Origin of the sequence: Agathobacter ruminis, assembly GCF_002735305.1 — a bacterium.
Classification (GTDB): Bacteria; Bacillota; Clostridia; order Lachnospirales; family Lachnospiraceae; genus Roseburia; species Roseburia ruminis.
In genome coordinates, this window is the sequence record NZ_PDYG01000112.1 from 30,610 (window position 1) to 50,574 (window position 19,965).

19 protein-coding genes are annotated in these 19,965 nt (G+C 44.2%); 1 reads left to right on the plus strand and 18 read right to left on the minus strand.

Annotated features, from left to right (window positions below; genetic code table 11):
• Positions 1-70: 70 nt before the first annotated feature.
• The 6 genes from CSX02_RS11005 to CSX02_RS11030 form a co-directional block, all read right to left on the minus strand.
• On the minus strand, positions 71-1,639 hold the full coding sequence (locus CSX02_RS11005; protein WP_099386713.1) for a glucose-6-phosphate isomerase: 1,569 nt from the start codon (positions 1,637-1,639) through the stop codon (positions 71-73).
• A gap of 537 nt (positions 1,640-2,176) precedes the next feature.
• Positions 2,177-2,539 carry a nuclear transport factor 2 family protein gene (locus CSX02_RS11010; RefSeq protein WP_031542945.1) on the minus strand — a complete coding sequence of 121 codons (363 nt, stop codon included), beginning with the start codon at positions 2,537-2,539 and terminating at the stop codon, positions 2,177-2,179.
• 26 nt (positions 2,540-2,565) lie between these two features.
• On the minus strand, positions 2,566-3,063 hold the full coding sequence (locus CSX02_RS11015) for a Gx transporter family protein (protein WP_242970477.1): 498 nt from the start codon (positions 3,061-3,063) through the stop codon (positions 2,566-2,568).
• Between the two features lie 17 nt (positions 3,064-3,080).
• Positions 3,081-3,773, minus strand: coding sequence for an HAD family hydrolase (locus CSX02_RS11020; RefSeq protein ID WP_189281546.1), 693 nt, complete (start codon positions 3,771-3,773; stop codon positions 3,081-3,083).
• 22 nt (positions 3,774-3,795) lie between these two features.
• Positions 3,796-4,020: a hypothetical protein gene (locus CSX02_RS11025; protein ID WP_031542938.1), complete on the minus strand. Its 225-nt coding sequence runs from the start codon at positions 4,018-4,020 to the stop codon at positions 3,796-3,798.
• A gap of 101 nt (positions 4,021-4,121) precedes the next feature.
• A complete protein-coding gene (locus CSX02_RS11030; RefSeq protein ID WP_099386715.1) occupies positions 4,122-4,727 on the minus strand; it encodes an HD domain-containing protein in 606 nt (201 codons plus the stop codon).
• A 265-nt stretch (positions 4,728-4,992) separates the two neighbouring features.
• Here CSX02_RS11030 and CSX02_RS11035 point away from each other — a divergent pair, with 265 nt between their 5' ends.
• Positions 4,993-5,550 carry a GNAT family N-acetyltransferase gene (locus tag CSX02_RS11035; protein ID WP_099386716.1) on the plus strand — a complete coding sequence of 186 codons (558 nt, stop codon included), beginning with the start codon at positions 4,993-4,995 and terminating at the stop codon, positions 5,548-5,550.
• A gap of 247 nt (positions 5,551-5,797) precedes the next feature.
• Here CSX02_RS11035 and CSX02_RS11040 read toward each other — a convergent pair whose 3' ends face one another.
• The 12 genes from CSX02_RS11040 to CSX02_RS11105 form a co-directional block, all read right to left on the minus strand.
• Positions 5,798-6,964, minus strand: coding sequence for an FprA family A-type flavoprotein (locus tag CSX02_RS11040; protein WP_099386717.1), 1,167 nt, complete (start codon positions 6,962-6,964; stop codon positions 5,798-5,800).
• 626 nt (positions 6,965-7,590) lie between these two features.
• Positions 7,591-8,163 (minus strand): formate/nitrite transporter family protein, encoded by a 573-nt coding sequence (locus CSX02_RS11050; RefSeq protein WP_099386719.1) that lies wholly within the window; start codon positions 8,161-8,163, stop codon positions 7,591-7,593.
• 31 nt (positions 8,164-8,194) lie between these two features.
• Entirely contained in the window at positions 8,195-8,626 is a 432-nt protein-coding gene (locus CSX02_RS11055; protein WP_099386720.1) for a hypothetical protein, read from the minus strand.
• A gap of 29 nt (positions 8,627-8,655) precedes the next feature.
• A complete protein-coding gene (locus CSX02_RS11060; protein WP_242970478.1) occupies positions 8,656-9,429 on the minus strand; it encodes a M15 family metallopeptidase in 774 nt (257 codons plus the stop codon).
• Between the two features lie 9 nt (positions 9,430-9,438).
• Entirely contained in the window at positions 9,439-10,581 is a 1,143-nt protein-coding gene (locus tag CSX02_RS11065) for a GGDEF domain-containing protein (RefSeq protein ID WP_099386721.1), read from the minus strand.
• Between the two features lie 23 nt (positions 10,582-10,604).
• Entirely contained in the window at positions 10,605-11,849 is a 1,245-nt protein-coding gene (locus CSX02_RS13950) for a PHP-associated domain-containing protein (RefSeq protein ID WP_242970479.1), read from the minus strand.
• 5 nt (positions 11,850-11,854) lie between these two features.
• Positions 11,855-12,661 carry a GNAT family N-acetyltransferase gene (locus CSX02_RS13655; RefSeq protein ID WP_051637841.1) on the minus strand — a complete coding sequence of 269 codons (807 nt, stop codon included), beginning with the start codon at positions 12,659-12,661 and terminating at the stop codon, positions 11,855-11,857.
• Between the two features lie 68 nt (positions 12,662-12,729).
• A complete protein-coding gene (locus CSX02_RS11085) occupies positions 12,730-13,263 on the minus strand; it encodes a hypothetical protein (protein ID WP_099386722.1) in 534 nt (177 codons plus the stop codon).
• 325 nt (positions 13,264-13,588) lie between these two features.
• Positions 13,589-15,952, minus strand: coding sequence for a beta-glucosidase family protein (locus tag CSX02_RS11090; protein WP_099386723.1), 2,364 nt, complete (start codon positions 15,950-15,952; stop codon positions 13,589-13,591).
• A gap of 80 nt (positions 15,953-16,032) precedes the next feature.
• Positions 16,033-18,429, minus strand: a complete 2,397-nt coding sequence (locus tag CSX02_RS11095) for an ABC transporter permease family protein (RefSeq protein WP_099386724.1) — start codon at positions 18,427-18,429, stop codon at positions 16,033-16,035.
• The gene (locus CSX02_RS11100; protein WP_099386725.1) at positions 18,426-19,091 is read right to left on the minus strand and encodes an ABC transporter ATP-binding protein; all 666 of its coding nucleotides are present in this window, start codon (positions 19,089-19,091) and stop codon (positions 18,426-18,428) included. The genes CSX02_RS11095 and CSX02_RS11100 overlap by 4 nt, the downstream gene beginning before the upstream one ends.
• A 25-nt stretch (positions 19,092-19,116) precedes the next feature.
• On the minus strand, positions 19,117-19,800 hold the full coding sequence (locus CSX02_RS11105) for a hypothetical protein (RefSeq protein ID WP_143248185.1): 684 nt from the start codon (positions 19,798-19,800) through the stop codon (positions 19,117-19,119).
• Positions 19,801-19,965: the final 165 nt, after the last annotated feature.

A 19,965-nucleotide genomic window follows, 5' to 3' on the forward strand; every position in this document is an offset into this window, starting at 1 on the left:
TTTGTCGACTTGTCAACAAGTTTATTAAATAAAAAAGAAAGCAGGCTCTGGCCTGCTTTCTCTTGTATGATTAAATGTTAAGTAAATCGCTGTATACAGCCAATGCGCCTTCGGTTTCATGAGCCAAAACACGCTTTGCAAGTACCTTACCAAGCTGAACACCTTCCTGATCGAAGCTGTTTACATTCCATACGAATCCCTGGAACATTACCTTGTTCTCGAAATGCGCAAGCAATGCACCAAGTGATTCCGGAGTCAGCTGATCTCCGATGATAATGCTGCTTGGGCGTCCGCCCTCGAAGTTCTTGTTCTTGTTCTCATCTTCCTTGCCGCAGGCGAATGCTACAATCTGTGCTGCAACATTTGCGCAAAGCTTCTGCTGGCTTGTGCTTCCCTGAATATCAACATCTGTTCCAATCTGGCTGTTCTTGAATCCGATGAACTGAAGCGGAATGATGTCAGTTCCCTGATGAAGCAGCTGATAGAAAGAATGCTGTCCGTTTGTACCAGGCTCACCGAAAATAACCGGTCCTGTAGGATAATCAACAGGCTCTCCGAAGCGGTTTACGCTCTTTCCGTTTGATTCCATATCCAGCTGCTGTAAATGTGCAGGGAATCTTGAAAGGGCCTGAGAATATGGCAATACTGCAGTCGAATCATATCCGAGCATATTGCGCTCATAAACACCGATCAAAGCGTCAAGCAATGCAGGGTTCTCCTTGATATTGCTGTTCGTTGCAAGCTTGTCTTCCTCTGCTGCACCGTTTAAGAAGCGCGCAAAGATTTCCGGTCCGAATGCCAGTGAGAGCACAGCTCCACCAACTGCGGATGTAGAAGAATATCTTCCTCCGATATAATCATCCATAAAGAATGCTGCAAGATAATCGCTGCTCTTTGCAAGCGGAGAAGTCTCTGATGTAACTGCAATCATATGCTTTGAAGCATCAAGACCTGCCTTTGCAAGTGCATCTTTTACAAATGACTCGTTTGTCAAAGTCTCAAGTGTGGTTCCTGATTTGGAAACCAGGATGAAGATACATTTGGAAACATCTACAGAATTCAATACCGCAGCTGCATCATCCGGATCAACATTGGAGATGAATTTTGCATCCATCTTGAAACATCCGTTCACCTTTGCCCAGTTCTCAAGTGCAAGATACATTGCGCGAGGTCCGAGATCCGATCCACCGATTCCAATCTGAACTGCAGTTGTAAATTTCTCACCCTTTTCGTTGGTGATTTCACCATTGTGAACCTTGTTTGCAAAATCAGCAATCTTGTTCTGCTGCTCTACATAAAACGCACGCTTGTCTACGCCGTCTGCGTTAACCGCATTGCCAAGCTGGCCGCGTGTCAGCTGATGCAGTACCAGACGCTGCTCGCCTGTATTAATCACTGCTCCGTTGTAGAGTTCCTTAAACTTCTCTACGAGCTCAGCTTCCTCAGAAAGCTTTGCGAGGAGCTCCAAAATCTTATCATCTACCTGTTTCGCCGCATAATTATATGACATGCCGGCTGCCATTGGTACAGTGTAATTTTTAACACGTTCTGCCGTAAGCGCCTGAACCAGATCAACACATTCGGTCTCATTCAAAGCCTTATAGCTCTCTAACTGATCAAAATTCTTCCATGCTACCATACTGTATAACCTCCATATAGATATAGAAAAATCGCTCTTCCACGAAATCCTAACCTATTATATATGGTTTATCCTTACTTTTCAACCATTCTCGGGCTTTGAAGCGTTATAAAGTTACCATTCACAGTCTGTTTTATATCAAACAGCCTCGCTCATGCCCCCGGTACGCGCTTCACATTTTGCGAATATTTAAGGTTTTCAATATGCAAAAGGCGAGCATCACACATGTGTCTTTTGATGAATGAACCATTTTGAAAAAGGTTTATGAAGTGGCGGACACTTAATTTATTGATATTATGTACTCCTCAGTCTAAGGGATACCCGGGTATCCTTTAGATGAAAAGTACATATACAATCGCTTTGTGTGTCCGCCAACGATAAACTTTTTTCAAAATTGTACAGGCATTCAAAAGACATATGGTAATCAGGATGCGAGCTTTTGCATATATGAAAACCAAAATATTCTTGCAAAGTGAAGGGCTTACCGGGGTCATGAGCGAGGCTGTTATTATATGCTATAAATTGTGAATGGTAACATTAAAAATGTCCGTTACCGGCAGCCTGTTCAATTTGATCTACGCGCATGACACTGTCCCAGTGCTCTGCAAGCTTTCCGTCTTCAAGGCGGTACATGTCGAAAACCTTCGCAACAGTTCCATCCTTAAAGCTACATTTAAAAAACATGCAAACCATGTCATCTTCCGCAATGGCCTTGACAATCTCCGCATGCGGTTCCTTCTTGATGAATTCACGCATGAATTCCATGAATCCCTCTTTGCCGTCACGCACACCTGCAGAATGCTGGCGGTAATCGTCTTTCATATGCGCATCGACATAGGAAAGATCCCATCCGTTAAATACCTTTTCGTAAAAATCCAATACAATTTGTTTGTTATCCATACCCGTCTCCTTTTTGTTTTTTATTGTCAAGACTCGCTCGCCTTGCCGAATTTCTGCAACATAAAATAGGTCACCAGACCCGTAAACGCACCGGTAATCACCCCACTGATCATCAAATAAGGAATATATACCAGAATTCCGGTCATGTGTAATACCACAAAAGCCGCAAAAATCTGTCCGAGATTGTGCGCAATTGCACCGAAGATACTCGTCACAAAAATTGCATGACCCTGCAAAAACCGGTTCAGTATCCACATCACAATCAGACATGCCACGCCACCGCAAATACTGTACAGAAATGACACAGCCTGTCCGGCGATTACGGTTGCCAGTACAATTCGCACCAAAAGAACCGCTCCCGCTTCGCGCAGTCCCATCTCATGTATCACATACAATGTAATGATATTTGCAAGTCCCAGCTTAATTCCCGGAATCGGAATCGATGGAATCGCTGACTCCAGTACGAAAATAGTCAGTGCCACCGTGGTCAGAAGCGCAAGTTTTGTTAACTTTGCCGTATTCAAATTTCATATCCTCCCATCTAAATCCGATTCAGATAAAAACGATTTGCTGCATTCTCCCCACTTAGATGAATTGCCGCAATTCCCGCAGCGATTCCGCCCTGATAATCATTTTCAAAGCTGTCGCCAATCATCACGGTTTTTTCCTTGTCCATCTCATATTTGTCCAGCAGTGATTGATAAAACAGGACATCCGGCTTCATGCAATGGTATTCACTGGACAAAAAGATATCATCCATCATTTTTTCCAACCCAAAATTGTGAATTTCCGGCCAGGTAAACGATGCCTGTGCGTTGCTTAAAATATAAATTTTCTTTCCGTTGTTTTTTAATGCACTTAAGAATTCCTTGACGCCCGGGAAGAGTTTCATATAACTGCGTGAAGCTTCGCGAAATGCATAGGCCGCCTTTAAAATCAATTCATCCGACAGATCTTTGTTGCCATAGGTGGCAAACATATCGCGGTAAATATCGCAATAATCGATTTCCGGACATTTAAAATCTCCCTTTGATTTTGCCTCTTCGATATATTTTTTCTCGAGCCGGTAAAAGTCTCTGCGACATTTGCGATAGCGAGGATGCGCAATATTCTGGGTATTCAGATATTTCAGCCAGGTCTTCCAGGTCTTTGCATCATACTCATCGGTTCGGATATCAATCAATGTTCCATACAAGTCAAATAAATAATTGTCATACACCTTTTCTGTTTCCACTTCTAAATTCCTCCTTGATCCCCTATAAATCCGCGAGTCGCTTCTCTACTTCCTTCTCATATTCCCCCCATTTATCCAATACAATCTGCTGTTGCCGTGCCAGACCTTCCCATACGTCCTCTCGATCCGTTGCCCGCTTCATTTCGACCAACGAAAGAAACATATCCTGACATTGCAATCTGCGTGCACGAAATTCTTTTTTTAATTCCTCATCCGTGCATGCTTCCACACGCTCATCCAGTTCCATAATACTTGTTTCCTTTTCTTGTTCCTTTGCTTATATCTTATACTTTTTATCTTTACATTTTACCATTATATCGTTTCGAAGCCGAATATACTACGAATATTTTACCCCTGATGATCGGGAGTCGGTTTGATGTCGCCGGCTTTGATATGTTCTTTTAGAATCTGATCGACAACTTCAAACAGTTTTTCCGATCCGAGCACGGTCTTCCCCTGGCGACCGTAAACCTGGTCGGCGTCCACTTCGTGCAGGCGCCAGTCCCTGCCGCCGTTGCTGTGATTGAGCAAGAGCGGCTGCAGATTGTCCATCGCTTTGGCAAACTTTGCCTCGCTTGTCTCATATGCTTCAAATTCATCAAACAACGCAATCAGTTCCTGCTTTTGATCTTCCGGCAAAACGGAAAATATTTTTTCCTTTGCCGCATCCTCGCGCATCTTTTGCGTCTTCAAATTTTCCTGATCGTAGGCATAGGTGTCTCCGGCCTCAATCTCGACGATGTCATGAATCAGACACATCAGCATCACCTTGCCGATATCGACAGGCTCATTGGCATACTCGCGCAGAAGGTATGCCATAATCGCCATATGCCATGCGTGTTCCGCATCATTTTCGGCGCGCCCGTATCCGGACAGATGCGTCCTTCTCATGATATTCTTTTCCTGATCAATCAAGAGGGAAAAATCAAGCTGCTTTTTTAATCGTTCATCCATAGTTCGTTCCTTTGTTATATTTATTTTCGAAAGTTTATAAAGTGTTTATGTTCATGTCACATTACTGTCATATTTTATGATTATGATGATTCTATCAAAAGGAGCTGTAGAGTTGTAGACGGGGGTTTATAGTTCGAGCAGTTCCGCCTAAATAATCCCAATTTTTTGGTTTTCATATATACTTTTTCATAACTCCTCAACGATAGGCCGACGTTTGTCGGCTTATTTGTTTTGTGCTATACTTATTTCCCGGAGGTAATTACAGATGAAATTTGAAACAGTCACAGTCGATGATGCCGCAGAACTGCTAAGCATCTATGCGGGATATGTCACCGACACCGCCATCTCTTTCGAGTACGAAGTACCTTCTTTGGCGGAATTCACACAACGTATTGTAAACATCCGGAAAAAATTCCCCTACATCAAAGCCGTTGATGATTCCGGCGCGATTTTGGGATATGCATATGCGAGCACGTTTAAGGGACGCAGCGCCTATGACTGGTCTGTCGAATCCACCATCTATCTGCGCCAAGATGTGCATGGAAGAGGCATCGGCCGCGCACTTTATACCGAGCTGGAAAATCAGCTTCGTGAACAGGGCATCCTGAATATGAATGCCTGCATCGCACTGGCCGGCGAAAACGATCCGTATCTGACCAACGCAAGCTATTTCTTTCATACCAGCATGGGGTTCTCACCTGTTGGCACATTTCACAAGTGCGGATTCAAATTCAACCGCTGGTACGATATGATCTGGATGGAAAAAATGCTTGGAGATCACACCGATAAACCAAAGAATCCATTTTCATCCACATCCATCTAAATACATGAGAAATTCCCGGACATTCCACATTGGAAAGTCCGGGATTTTATCTCAGTCGGATAAGACCCCTTCCTCTAAGCGAAGCGAATGTAGGGGTTATAACAAACTGGTCTCAGTCGGGGTTACAATCTCCGACTGAGATAAACGCTCCGCGAGGATGCGCAGAGATTTGCATATGAAATATGTCAGCTACGCTGACGCAAATCTCGCGCCAAGTCTCGCGAGCGAGACTTGAATTTAATCTAAATTATACATTTGCAATTGCTGCAACCAGCGCCTTGAGCTGTGGCTCATCTGCCTCATGCAAAGTTGATTTAATGGTCAAGGTTTCTTCACAAACTTCGATATTTTTCATTTCTTCAAGCATCGCACGCATCACCTTGCCAGCCTGAGCTGCCCATGATCCGTTTTCCACAATTGCGACCTTGCGATTCTGCCAGGTCTTTGCTGCCAGATGTGACAAAAAATCATGCATTGGCAGGAACAGTCCACCGTCATAAGTAGACGCACACAATACCGTGCGGTCATACAAAAATGCCAGTTCCACGGCATGCGACATGTCTTCGCGGCACAAATCCATAAAAGTCACTTTCTGTCCGCATGCCTGTAATTCCTCTGCGATTCGCATCGCAGCCGCTTTGGTATTCCCGTGAATAGAAGCGCATGCAACCAGAATTGCTTTCTCCTGCGGCTCATACTTACTCCAGGTATCATATGCTTGGATATAAGGGGTTAAATCTCCTTTTAATACAGGTCCGTGTAATGGACAAATCGTCTCGATTGCCAGACCGGATGCTTTTTTCAACAAAGTCTGTACCGGTGCACCGTATTTTCCCACAATATTAAAGTAATATCGTGCAGCTTCCAGCTTCCAGTCCTCGATGCCATGCTTGCAGTTCGCACCGAAGGTTCCGAATCCGTCTGCCGAGAAGAGAATCTTCTCCGTGCTCTCATAGCTTACCATCACTTCCGGCCAGTGCACCATCGGCGCCATATAAAATGTCAGGGTATGACTTCCCAGCTCCAAACTGTCGCCCTCTTTGACTACAACCTGATCATTTGACGGCGCTGTCTGCAGAAACTGTGGCAGCATCTGAAAAGTCTTTGCATTGCCCACCAGTTTCACATCCGGATACAGTTCCAGCACTCTTTGCACGCTGCCTGCATGATCCGGCTCCATATGCTGGATCACCAGATAATCCAGGCTTCTCTCCCCGAGAGCCTCCTTCAGATTGCTTTCCCACTCTGCGGTGCCTCGCTTGTCCACCGTATCCATCAAACAAGTCTTTTCATCTAAAATTAAATATGAATTATATGAAATCCCTTCCGGAACCCGATACTGACTCTCAAACAAATCAATCGTCAAATCATCTACCCCAATATACCGAATTGCATCCGAAACTGTCATCGCCATTTTTCTCCATCCTTCCTGTATCCCGGGCCTTCTTGTATCCCCTTTATTCTACCACACCCCCTCTGTTCCCGCAATCTACTGTCATCCCCCACTCTTCCCATTGCTGCCGCCCCTTCCATACCTCTGTTCCCTTCTCCCTCCTCCCTCCGTGTACAGACCACAAAAGATTGATTCTTTGGAAAGTCACGCGTCGCTTCTTTCATTGAGAGTGTTCTTTCAACTATTTGCACTTCTCCTGCACAGTCTTTTCTACGCAAACACCCAATATTCCTGATCACTTTCCTGTCCTATATAGACCGGTGGAGGAACATCATTGGTAATGCGCTTAGTAAAACAGAAGCCGCTTTTGCGAAGCGCTCGATACGAGCCGCCACGGACGGCGGCGAGAGCCGATGGCGTCCCGGATGGACGCTCTGAGGCGGTATCGAGTACTCAAAAGCGGCTTCGTTGTTTTACTTAGCAAATGGACAGTGTTCCGTACCGGTCTATATAGCACAGGAAAGCAATTTGAAACACTTCAAGGTGTTTGCGATGAAAAGACAGTTTGTCGAAGTTATGATATAGAGGAATTTCGGAGAAATTTCATATATCATAAAAAGAGCAGGTTCTTCTGAACCTGCTCGGTATTATTCGGTGATACTTAGGTCTCTGGTGAAATACCAGATGAGTAAAGAGCCGGCCATGTTGCCGACAATGGCAATGAGAAGTGACGGATGGATTGTTCGTGCAACTCCCATGTAGACCACATTGGCGATACAGTGCTGGAATCCGCAGAGGATAAAGAGCGGGATACCGATGATGATGCCAAGGATTGTGCCACATTGGTACAGTTTAACCGCAATATACATCAGGACGCCACAGAGGAGCGACTTGATGAAAAAGCCCGGCGTGAAATTCCAGGTAGAAACCTTCGCGGCAGCGGCGTCAACCAATTCGGAAGAGATGGTACTGTAGGCAAGGCCGAGCAGATAGCCGGTAGCAAGGTTGCCAAGCAAGATGAGCCAAAGCTCTCTCCACTTCTTGTTTTCGAGTACGAAACCGCACTTCCCGGTAAATAAATTCAGTTTTAATTTACAGATAGTCAGTAGGCCCAGTGTGAATAAGAGGGCGGATGCATAGTTGTTTTCAATCACAAGTATGCCGTAGGCGCCGATAGAAATCATGATTCCGGCGGCAATTGATTTGCGTAATGTGTCCATATATTACTCCCTTTGCTGTGATTTCGCGTGCCTACTCAAACAAGTCCTTCATCAGATTTGCAGTATTACCGGACTTTGCGCGTTCTTTGACGGCTCTTTGAAATTTCTCTGTGAATGAGAGATTCTCTTCATCCGGGAGAGTGCGCTTCTTTAATTCTTCCGCGATACAGGAGTGACACATGTTGCGAAGATGTTCTTCTTCCCCGTCGGCAAACCATCTGTTAAAATGATCCGTCAGGGCATCCTGATCTGCAGTTTCCGTTCCGGGCTTGAAATTGCTCATTCGAAGCATCAATTCCGAATTGACACGCTGATTGATAATACCACGAATCTCTCCGTCAATCAAGGCATTTTGGTTTTCTTTCAGATACAATTCCATCTCCTCGTTTGCAATTGCCGTCGCACGCGCATTGATTAGTTGTACCGTTGCCGATAAGATTTCCTGATTGCTAAGCCCACTCATACCAAATGCTCCTTTCCCTCATAAAAGAATCAATTTGCTTTTTCAAAGTGTTGATAGTCCTTGCTGTCCTCCCAATTGCCTCCCCAGGTAAAACCATGTTCCGTAAACAAACGGTATGCCAGATCATTTTCATCAATCTTATAATCAAAGGATTTGCTGCGGTCCGCATACTTTTTGCCAAGCGCCGGCGAGCAAATCTCGACACCGGATGCGGTGCGATAAATATAAGGATTGTAAAGCGGATTGATATCCACTGCCAGACCCTTGCTATGATTGGATAAGATGTCCGTATTTTCGATTGTACGATAATTAAATGCAGATGTATTATTTGCGCTCATCGAGCGTTCATCATTGGCATCATAGTCATCCACAAGCACCATCTGCTCAATCGGATAGGACTGACGATATAATTCCCGAAAGATCGCAAGCACATCGGCTGCAATGGACTGGTTGACAATCATCTCCCCGATATGTGTCTTGCCATTGATATCTTTATATAGCATACGCAGATAACGCAGCTCATCAATCGTGACCATATGATTCTTACGATAGGATTTGCCGTCGATTCTGCGAAAAATTTCTTCATCAATCACTCTGCTGTAAAACATGCGATCCAAGTCGCCCTCTGAAAAATCACTCACATCAAGCTCTGTCGATGCAGGCAGATTCTGAGTATGAATTACCACTTCAGGAACCTCACTTTCCGTATTGCTTTGCGCCCCATGACACGCAGACAGATTCACTGCAAGCACGCAGCACATCAGCGCAATTGTTCGCATTTGTTTTCGTTTGAACTTATTCATATCATTGCATTACTCTCTGCGATTGTTTTCACTCTTGGCATAAAATGCCTTTTTGTCCTCGTACATACGCTGATCTACGATATTCATGATATCTTCCACCGTCTGTTCATCCAGATCAAATTCACTATATCCGATGGACACAGACAATGTATAGCCACGATTTAATTTCTTACTATAAATTCGAAGCTGTTCATGAATGTGACTGATATATTCTTTGACAACCGCTTCATCTCTGGTATTGAGCAGTACTACAAACTCATCACCGGCATAGCGGATGACCATTCCGTTGTCGCCGACCACCTCCCGAAGAATCTCTGCAACCGCACGCAAGGCCATATCTCCCTCAATATGACCGAATTGATCATTGATGGCTTTAAAGCCGTTCATGTCCATCATCATCGCCGTCAGCTTGCGTTCCCGGAATTTCACATTTCTGTTGCTGAGATTGTCAAGAAACAGACGATTATAAGAGCTTGTCAGCTTGTCCAGAAAGACATTTTCATTCTGTAGGCTAAAGCATACCCCGCACATAGAGATGGTCAGGCACGGCCAAATCGTTGACACGCCATAGAATACGGTCTGTAACACCAGTCCCACCAGAAGCGGGAGCAAAAATTCCGTCACCGGGAAGAAGCGAACCACAACGCCCCGCCGTTTGCTGACCAGATAACAAATCACTCCGTCCGTCAGGAAGACATACATGATTGCGATATACAGCCAGTATAATGACTGCCTTGAATAAACATTGTGACTGTCAATTTTGAAAACCACCGGCACAAACAGATTAAAAATCAATACCAATGTTCCCACCACTACCATCAGACGAATGAAATATTTGTGAATGGTACTGATTTGACAGTGAATATGGCTGGTAATCATCGCGATTCCAAGCGGGCCTACCAGCACGCCGGAGAAAAACAGCCATGAATTGGTTGCCTTCCCTGCGATTCTGGCAAATGTTCCTGCCATTCCATCCACCGTAAAAGACAGTGATTCCGCGATACATGCAATCAGCAAAACATATGTCAGTGTCAGCAAAATTTTGCTTTCGACCGTCTGCTCCCGAAAACGCCACGCATTCTCATACAGAACCACTATGGATAACATCACACCCATTAAGTCGGCCACATAGACCGCCGTTAGATTTGTCACTTTTTATTACCCCCTATTTGCATTTATTTCCGTTGAAATAAGGTTTCCTTCGTCGATACAATTTTGTCTGCCAGACAGACAATCCAGGCCTCCCTGGATTTCGGTACGCGCGTCAGATTAAGCGGCCACATATGGGAATATATGATTTCCTGCTCTTTCCGGTTGATATTAAAATATTTTTTTGCGTTCTCAAGTGCGCGATCCGCATGATGAAAACCATGCCATTGATGTGTCCCCTCATCATAATCATGCCAGTCATAGAGATAAAAATCATGCAGCATCGCACCGCGCAGCATTGCCTCCCGGTCGAGATTGCGAATATGCAGTCTGCGGCTGATCCGATCGCTCATTTCCGTCACGCGTTTGCAGTGCTCCAAAGTGGTAATCCGACCATGCTGGATAAAGTTTCCCATCTTTTGTACCTGCTCATGCATGGTCAATTTTGCAATATAATCAAAAGCTGCGTCGTTCTTTTCTTTTCTCGCACGAGACAGCTCATCTCTGATATGTTTCAATTCCCCTTTACGCTCCTTAAAATGGGCCAGCGCCCCGATTTTGTTATATGGGAAAAAGCTCCAGACAAGCACTTTGTTCAGCCTGCCCAAACGCTCCTTCAATGTGCCGTAATATTTTTCGCCACCGCATTCCATCGGCTTTTTGGCACGAATATATGCAATGAGATCATCCTCATTACAGATTGGCTCCTCGATCTTTGTATATGCCAGACCAATGCTGTCCTCTCTGTGTGCATCGCTGCCACCGGTTGTCGGAAGTTCATAAAGATGACCGATTTCAACAGCGCGACGATTGACCTCCATCGACTCTCCAGAATTGTATCCTTCGATAAAATCAAATTTTGATGCTATGGAAATATTATATTTGTATTTTCCTGTCGAAAAAATACTCAAGAATGGCTCTCCGCATGGATGTGCCGGTCCGAGGACACCTCCATACTTATGCACAATATGAATCAATATCTCCACCGGAAGACCCCGATGTTCCAGAATTTTCAGATGCACATTATGTGGCATGATGACAATAATATGGCCTGCATTGGAGGTATCATATTCGATTCCTTTCAGACACACAAAATCCCCCGGCATGGTCTTTCTGTTGCGCATATAATGCCGCCATCCGTCATATGAATCATGATCCGTGACAAGCATACCGCCAAAGCCTTGCTCTTTCAAACGGGCGATATAGTCTCCGATTGCCACTTTCGCATCCGGAGATCCTTCTTTTGTGTGACAATGCATATCTAATTTCATAACACTTATTCCGCGAAGCGCTTCCACATCCAAACATGCGGTACGCCTTCATCCTCATCCTGTTCTCCTTCGGCCTGATAGCCAAAGCGTTCATAAAAAGACATCTTGCTCACCTGCGCATGCAATGCCAGGTTTCGGCCGTGCAGATCCTTTACATAATTCTGCGCCGCCTCAATCAAGTCCTCTCCAAGCCCCAGGCCGCGATAATCCTTCAGCACCGCGATACGCCCCAGGCAATAGGTTTCCATCAAAGCATCAAAGTAAACACGCGCTGTCGCTACGGGTTTCTTGCCATCGAAGATTACAAAATGATGTGCATTTTCATCGATGAAATCAAACTCGTTCTTGTATCCCTGCTCATTGACGAACACCGAGGTGCGAACAAGCATTGCAAACGGAGACAATTCATCATACTGCGTGATAGTTAAATCATAATTATATGTACGCAGTGAACGCTTTGCCGCTTTGCTTCCTGCCATTGCGCCCTCCGAAAACCAATGCATGGCCTCGGCTTCATTCTTTTCGGTGCCGATTCCGCTGCTGTAGCACACGCCCAGTTCATACATCGCATCGGCAATTCGATAGTTTTCCGCACCGATTTTCATACAGCGAAAAAACTCATCGTAATTGTATGACAGACCGTATCCCGTCTTGACATTATTGCAAACAATGCGGATTGCGCGCTCATCCCCCAGCAGCCCCGCACGAATGTAATAAATCATGGCTTTCGCATGCTCTCTGCTAAAATCATACTGTTCTGCCTGATCCAAGAAAAATTCGATTTTCTCCTGTTTTTGCTTTTTGAAATCCATTTAAACCCATTCCCTTTTTGTATTATATAAGAAGATTATACCATGCTTATCGCGATTTGGTCGACTAATTATTTTGCGCGATTTCTCCGATTCCACATCGTAAACATCATCAGCGAAACCATCGTCATCATTTCCAGGAATCCGACCAGCAAGGTAATGATCAGTGCGCGGACACCCCATCCGTTGTCACTGTATTGCAGATAATCATCCAGACGATAAACCTCAATCTGTGTATAGTCCCCGATGTTTTTGACATCTTTTCCAAACAAAATCAATTTATCATCCTGCCCGCCGGCATTGTCCGAAAAAGACGCATCCGCACGCACAATGAAATCCGCGTCATATTCGCCCTCTCCACTGTCGGCGCGATGTGCATGGAATTGTAAATATTCCACATTCTCAAGCACAATCGGATTCTTTCTTTCGCAGACATAATATTCTTTTGCAAATCCGGCGTTCTGCGCCTCAGCCTGCACCTGCGCATAAAGGTTCTGCTTTTGAGAAAAGCGAATCCATGCAAAAATATCAAAAAAAATGACTGCCGCAAAAATTGCAAGCATAATCAGCAATAATTTCTTCGTAAATTGTGTCGATCCAATCATAATTTTCTTTTTCTCCTCTACAATTATCTATTATAGCGATTTTACACATATTACGCTATGTTTTGTTACAATTTGGGCAGGCACTTTCCTTCTGGTAATAGCAAATTGTTCCTATTTTTTAAATTTTTTAAAAAATTCCTTGCATCCGGGCGCAAAATACTGTATGATTGCTTTCAAGTGAAGAAATTGTTTATAGAGCTGATGGCTTCTGCGACGCGAAACGCAGGGGTTGTTGGCTTTTTTATTTTCGCAAATCTGTCAAAAAAGGAGCTGTTATCTACAGCTCCTTTTTTTGGCAGATTCTATGTCATTTTGTTTGATGGAATTATGAGAAGAAGTGCCTGATCATCGACAAATATTTTCGGTTTGCCAGATCCGCACAGGCCTGGGCACGATGATGTTTCCACTTTTGATTATTCTGCAGGGCACGAAGCGGGCTCTGTTTTGCCATCGCAACCATTCCCTTGTATTCAGCCGAATCGCGTCCCAACTCATCCGCCATTTTCTGCTCGAAATCATCAAACAATTTGCGAAATACACGGGATTCTTCCAGCAAATCCTCGAAATTGGTATTGATATCAAAAGCAGCGTTTGCCGTTATATCCGGCAGCGATTGTTTGTACAAAGTCAAAAAATCCTGCTCGGACGGAGCCCCGACCGGATTGCGATACCAGTTTGCAAGTTTCGAAAAAGCATCACTGTTTCTGCTCTCATGCGTCGGTCTCATGGCATCTGCCTGCTGGCGTACCTGCCACTTGCTGCCTACATTGACACGGTCCAACATATCCAGATCTGCCTCAATCTTCAAGACGGTTCCTGTCTCAAGCGGGCTTCCCGTCACCTCACACAGATAGTATCCTTCATCGACAATCCATCCATGATCCCAGATAGCGAAATCACGTTCATCTAACTGAATGACAACGTCCATTCGTTCTCCTGCTTCAAGATCCACTTTTTCGAAATGTTTCAGGACACGCTTTGGCCGGTAGCAGTCCTTGAACAGATGACTGACAAACAGGAACAATGTCTCTTTTCCCGCACATTTTCCTGTATTTTTCACCGTAACGGTCAAAGTCTTTGAAATACGGTCAAGCCTCGGATTGCTATAGGCAAATGTCGTATATGACAGTCCATATCCAAATGGGAATCGCACCGGGACACCCGCGGTTTCATAATAGCGATATCCCACATAGATTCCTTCACGATATTGTGCATTGCGATGACCTTTTCCATAATAGCCGGCTGTCACCACATCCTCATAATGCATCGGCCAGGTCTCTGCAAGTTTTCCGGACGGATTCACCTCTCCAAGCAGAATTCGCATGATTGCTTTTGCTCCAGCCTGCCCAGATAACCCGGCATAGAGAATGCCCTCCACATCATCAGCCCATGGGACTTCCACCGCCGAACCGCATTCCAACACCACAATGACGCGTTGGTTAACTTTCGCAACTTCCTCGATCAGACGATTATGCCCATCCGGCATCTTCATATTCGCACGGTCATATCCCTCCGACTCATAGATATCCGGCAATCCTGCAAACAGAATCACTGTTTTTGCTTTTTGTGCCAATGCAACCGCTTCCGCAATCAGCGCATCATCCGTATCTCCGTTTGCATCATATCCCGGCGCATATGGCACCTGCGGATAAAGATTAGTTACCTGTTCAAGCTTTGTCGGAGTCACACGACTGCTTCCGGAGCCCTGATATCGAATCTCTTCGGCCATTTTCCCGAGAAAAACAACTTCTTCAAGTCCGTCAAGCGGCAAAATATGATGTGCATTCTTCAGCAGAACCATACTTTCTTCTGCCACTTTTTGAGCTGTCTGGTGTGAAATTTCATGCTGGCTGCGCGAATCTACATGCGCCTGTATCAGAGCCTTTTGGGCTTTGCGCGCCATTCGTGCAACGCGCCGCGCCGAACGGGTCACTTTTTCCCTCGGCAATGTTCCGTTTGCAATATTGCGCAGAACCTCACGCTCGCCATAAGCATTGCCACCCGGCATCACCAAATCACAGCCTGCAAAAAATGCATCGGTTCGATCCTCGACTGCAGTCCAATCAGTAATTACGGCGCCTTCGTAGTGCCATTCTTTACGCAATACATCTGTCAACAGCCACTTGTTGGAACAGCAATAGGTTCCGTTCAGCTTATTATATGCCCCCATGACCGCACGCGGATGGCCTTCCTTAACCGCTACTTCAAACGGGAGCAGATAGATTTCACGCAAAGTCCTCTCATCGATCAGACTGTCCGATGTCATGCGATAATACTCCTGATTATTACAAGCGAAATGCTTCAGACAGGAACCGATTCCCGTACTCTGTATTCCTCGGATCACAGCCGCTCCCAGATATCCCGAGACAAGCGGATCTTCAGAAAAATATTCAAAATTGCGCCCACATAAAGGATTGCGCTTGATATTGACTCCCGGCCCCAGAATCAGGCCGACATTCTCTGCTTTCGCTTCTCGCGCAAGCTCATACCCGTAGCGCTCCATCAAATCTGTGTCAAAACAGCAGGCTGCAATGCTTGCTGTCGGGAAACAAGTCGCCGGCTTTTTGTCAATACGAAGGCCGTTTGGTCCGTCACTCATGCGAAACGATGGGATGTTCTCCTTGGGAAACGCTTTCGTGTTCCACTCGTCCGCACCGCTGCATAATGCAATCTGTTCTCTAATTTTCATATAACCGCCCCATACAAAATCATAGCACTAACTTTTTGGTCACTGTACTACTATTATATGACTTTTCGCCTATTTTGTCTTTACAATTCTTTTAAAATCCAATCAATTTTTGACGATTTGTTTTTCACTGCGCTCACAAGCATAATGATGATCGAAACAGCACCAATCAAAACTGCGCTTTGCCATATCACTTCCAATCGGATCCATTCATCCTCCACAATCACATAGTGATACAAAACAAAATTCAGACATTGACATAATAACAATCCCAACAGCCATCCAAACAGGATTGCAAAAGCAGTTTCCAGCGACTTTAATCTTTGTAGCATTTTCGGAGAAATACCCATGGCATTGAGCAGTGCAAATTCATTTTTGCGGGAATCAAATTCATAGATGTTTTGCAATTGCATATTGCTGTATACGAATAGAATTCCCAAAATAAACATGGTCATCATTCCATACCACATCAATCGATGAACATGCGTGATATCATCCAAAACTTCATGCTGGTTCAACAATCGGATATGTGTCTGATCCGTAAGCATCCCCTGTATTTCATTTACTTCTTCCTCTGTCAGATGTTTCAGATAAAATGATGATGCATAATCATGCCCGTACAGATACAGATACTCATTAATATCGATCAAAAGGCATAGGGTATCTTCTTCCAGCATCGGATAAACCGGAATATTGTCTGCAAGATTACAGATTTGAAATTCCACATCGATATAATTAGGATTTCCGAATTCATCCGGTTCTCCCTCCGTACGCAATGCTTCTTTTTTGATGACGGCGCCCTCCATACCGGAAAGGCTGCCTTCCATATTGTGCTTCCCCGTAATGCGATTCAACAGAATCGCTCCATGCTCCGGCAGCGGATCCATTCCCATCTCAGCGACTGCCTCCGGACCAATTGCCATAATCGCCAGTTTGCATTGAAAGGATGCATTGGTACGCGCGAGCGCTGCAGCGCCTTGCGCAGTTCGCGCATAGGTATGTTGCAACTCTTTGGACATGTTCTGTTTCGTAATATCATAATGATCTACGAAAAAGGCATCATAATATGGGATATGCCCCTTTGAAATGCAATAATCGCGCACGTTCTTCCATTTGCTTAACAGATTCTCATATTCAGCCGGATAGGTGGATGCGTCCACAACACCATAAAGATCCATCTGCAAGTAGTAATCATATGAGTCATTATTATCCTGTTGCTTCGTCTGGTCCTTTACCACCAGACTCACCACAAACAAAAGCACAACACAACCTGCAATCGCCAGAATATTCACGACTTTTTTGAGATGATAAGTCATAAAATTGCGCAGCGCAAATCGCACAAACATAAAATGTTTTCCGCGAAAGATGGTACGCGCTCCGGTCAATCTGATATTTCGGTTATATTCCTTTACACGAAGTAAAATGACAAAAAAGAACAGTGCTTCCAAAATCAAAGATACTGCAATCATCTTAACCGGAACATATAAGGTAAATCCAAGCAGTCCGGAAGCGCCCAAGCCGATTGTTAGGCCAAGCAACATTCCAAGCAATTCTCCGCAAAAACAATATGTGTAGAGCACTTTGATAAAGGTTCGATTGATTTCACTCATATTTGCGCCGAGCACAAAATAAATTTCAAAAATGCCATGCATTTTTTGCATCATGACGCGCAGCACATTGCGAATCAGTATTGCGCTGAGCAATACCGTCACAATCATAATTGCAAGATATCCCCCCAGATAGCGAAGCATATTGCGCTTTCCATCTTTGGTGATTCCTTCCAGATAAAGAATTTCGTCATTGCTGTCGCAGGTAATTGTCTCAGATTCATATGTAAAACCCGGTACAAGACTGCTTACAATGTCCTCTTTAAAATCTGTCCCTTTGAGCCGTACATATAATACATTCACTTCCCCCGGCCATTGTATGGTATCCTCATTAAAAAACACGCTCGTCCCATGGTGTGCTGTTAAGCGTATATTGCTATACCCACTGCAAACAATTCCGGATACTACTTTCGGTTCATTCTCACCGCTGATCGGGTCGATCATCTCAATGACATCACCAACCTGAGGATTCTCAGAATGACTTCGTTGTTCCAAAAACCACCTCGGCACCAATACCTCATTGGCAGCCTGTGGAAATCTCCCCTCGACCATCCGGTATTCAGAGATATCAAACAATGACTCATTCACACACATACAATTACAAACATAATCTTTGCCAATTGTTTCTATGTTTCGCACAAGCGCGGTTTGCTCAACCGCATCATGATGATTCACATAATCGATTTGTTCGTCCGTTAATCCATGGAAACAAAAATGATAACTACCGTAGAGATCAATGCTTTGATCCAGTTGATTATTGCGATAAGATTCGAGAATTACACCAAATGCAATAAAAATAAGAGTCGCTATGAAAGCTGTTATCATTGCCCAAATCATATATTTACGATTCGGTCGAAAACTTTTTTTAATCACGCTATTTCCCCATCTACAATCTCGATTTTGCGATCTGCCATTGCTGCAAGTGTCTCATTATGTGTCACAAAAACCAAAGTATGTCCCAGTTCTTTTGCACACGAAATCAACAAATCCATCGTCTTGAATCCATTTTGTGAATCCAGATTTCCGGTTGGCTCATCTGCAAAAATCACACTCGGTTTTAATGCCAAAGCTCTTGCAATGGCAACTCGCTGTTGCTGTCCGCCGGACAGTTGATCCGGCATTTTTTCCAATTCTGATTCTATCCCCAGATTTTGAACAAGCTGCGTCACATACGCTTCATCCACCGATTCTTTTGCCAAAACATACGGGAGACAAATATTATCATGGATATTTAAAGTCGGCATCAATTGATACTTTTGAAATACGAAGCCGATATTGTGTAATCGATAATCAGACGCTTCTTTGCCATTCATTTTGGTAATATCCGTATCGTCAAAAAAGATTTCGCCCTCGGTCACATCCGTAAGGCAGCTCATGACATTGAGCAATGTCGTTTTCCCGGCTCCGCTTGCACCGACTATGGCGCATATTTCTCCTTTTGGGATTGTCAGATTGACATGTTTGAGTGCCGGAAATCCACCACCTGATGTCCCATATAATTTTGATACATCCACTAATCTAATATTTTGATTCATAATTACTTCCTTCTATTCTGCAGACCTATTCATACGGATTTGGTTTAAACAAACTTAGAAACGACTCATATGTTTCACCTTCATAAGCTTCATATCCAACTTTGTAATCATCTGCACAAACCGTCAATTGTCGCTTGCTGACATGCCCATTTTGGTCCTCGATATACGCATATACCTTCAGCTTATTCGCAATCTTTGCAATCGCATCATAAGACATGCCATAAGTACATCCACACAAAGTTACGCCACGCGCACATTTCTTATCGGTGTCCTCCTCATGGAACAGTTCATCCACCTCATTCATTCCCTCTTCTGCGAAAAACACCTGTTCATCCTCATCCAAGTTTGAATAATCAATGGAAAAAGAGACCTTATAATCATTTCCGGTCCATTTCCTTGTCCACTCATAACGCACATGTATATTAAAAAGTTCTCCATATTGCTGATTATCATTTAAGTCAGCTATATGCATTCTTCCTGTCCACCAATCATTTTTTATCTTTCCATTTGCAATTTGATCAAACAGGCTGTTAATCTCATCCACATGTTCCTGCGTCAAGTCCACATCCTTGTACGCCTCAAAGAATACTTCAATCTCTTCTACATTTAAGCGGCGATACCATTGTCGATATCCATAAAATCCGGCAACCGCCAGCAAGGCAAGCACCAACACAGCCCAAACAATCATTCTATTTTTCTTTATTTTCACAATCAAATCCCCTACTTAAAATGAAAAATGCGATATTTACAAGTTTCTCCCCAAATATCAGATGCGTCTTCCCGAAATTTCTTAAATGAATAGCTATGTCGTGCATTTGTATGCGCACATATAAAGAGATCATTTATATTTTTTTGGGTTACGATGATCGAGTGC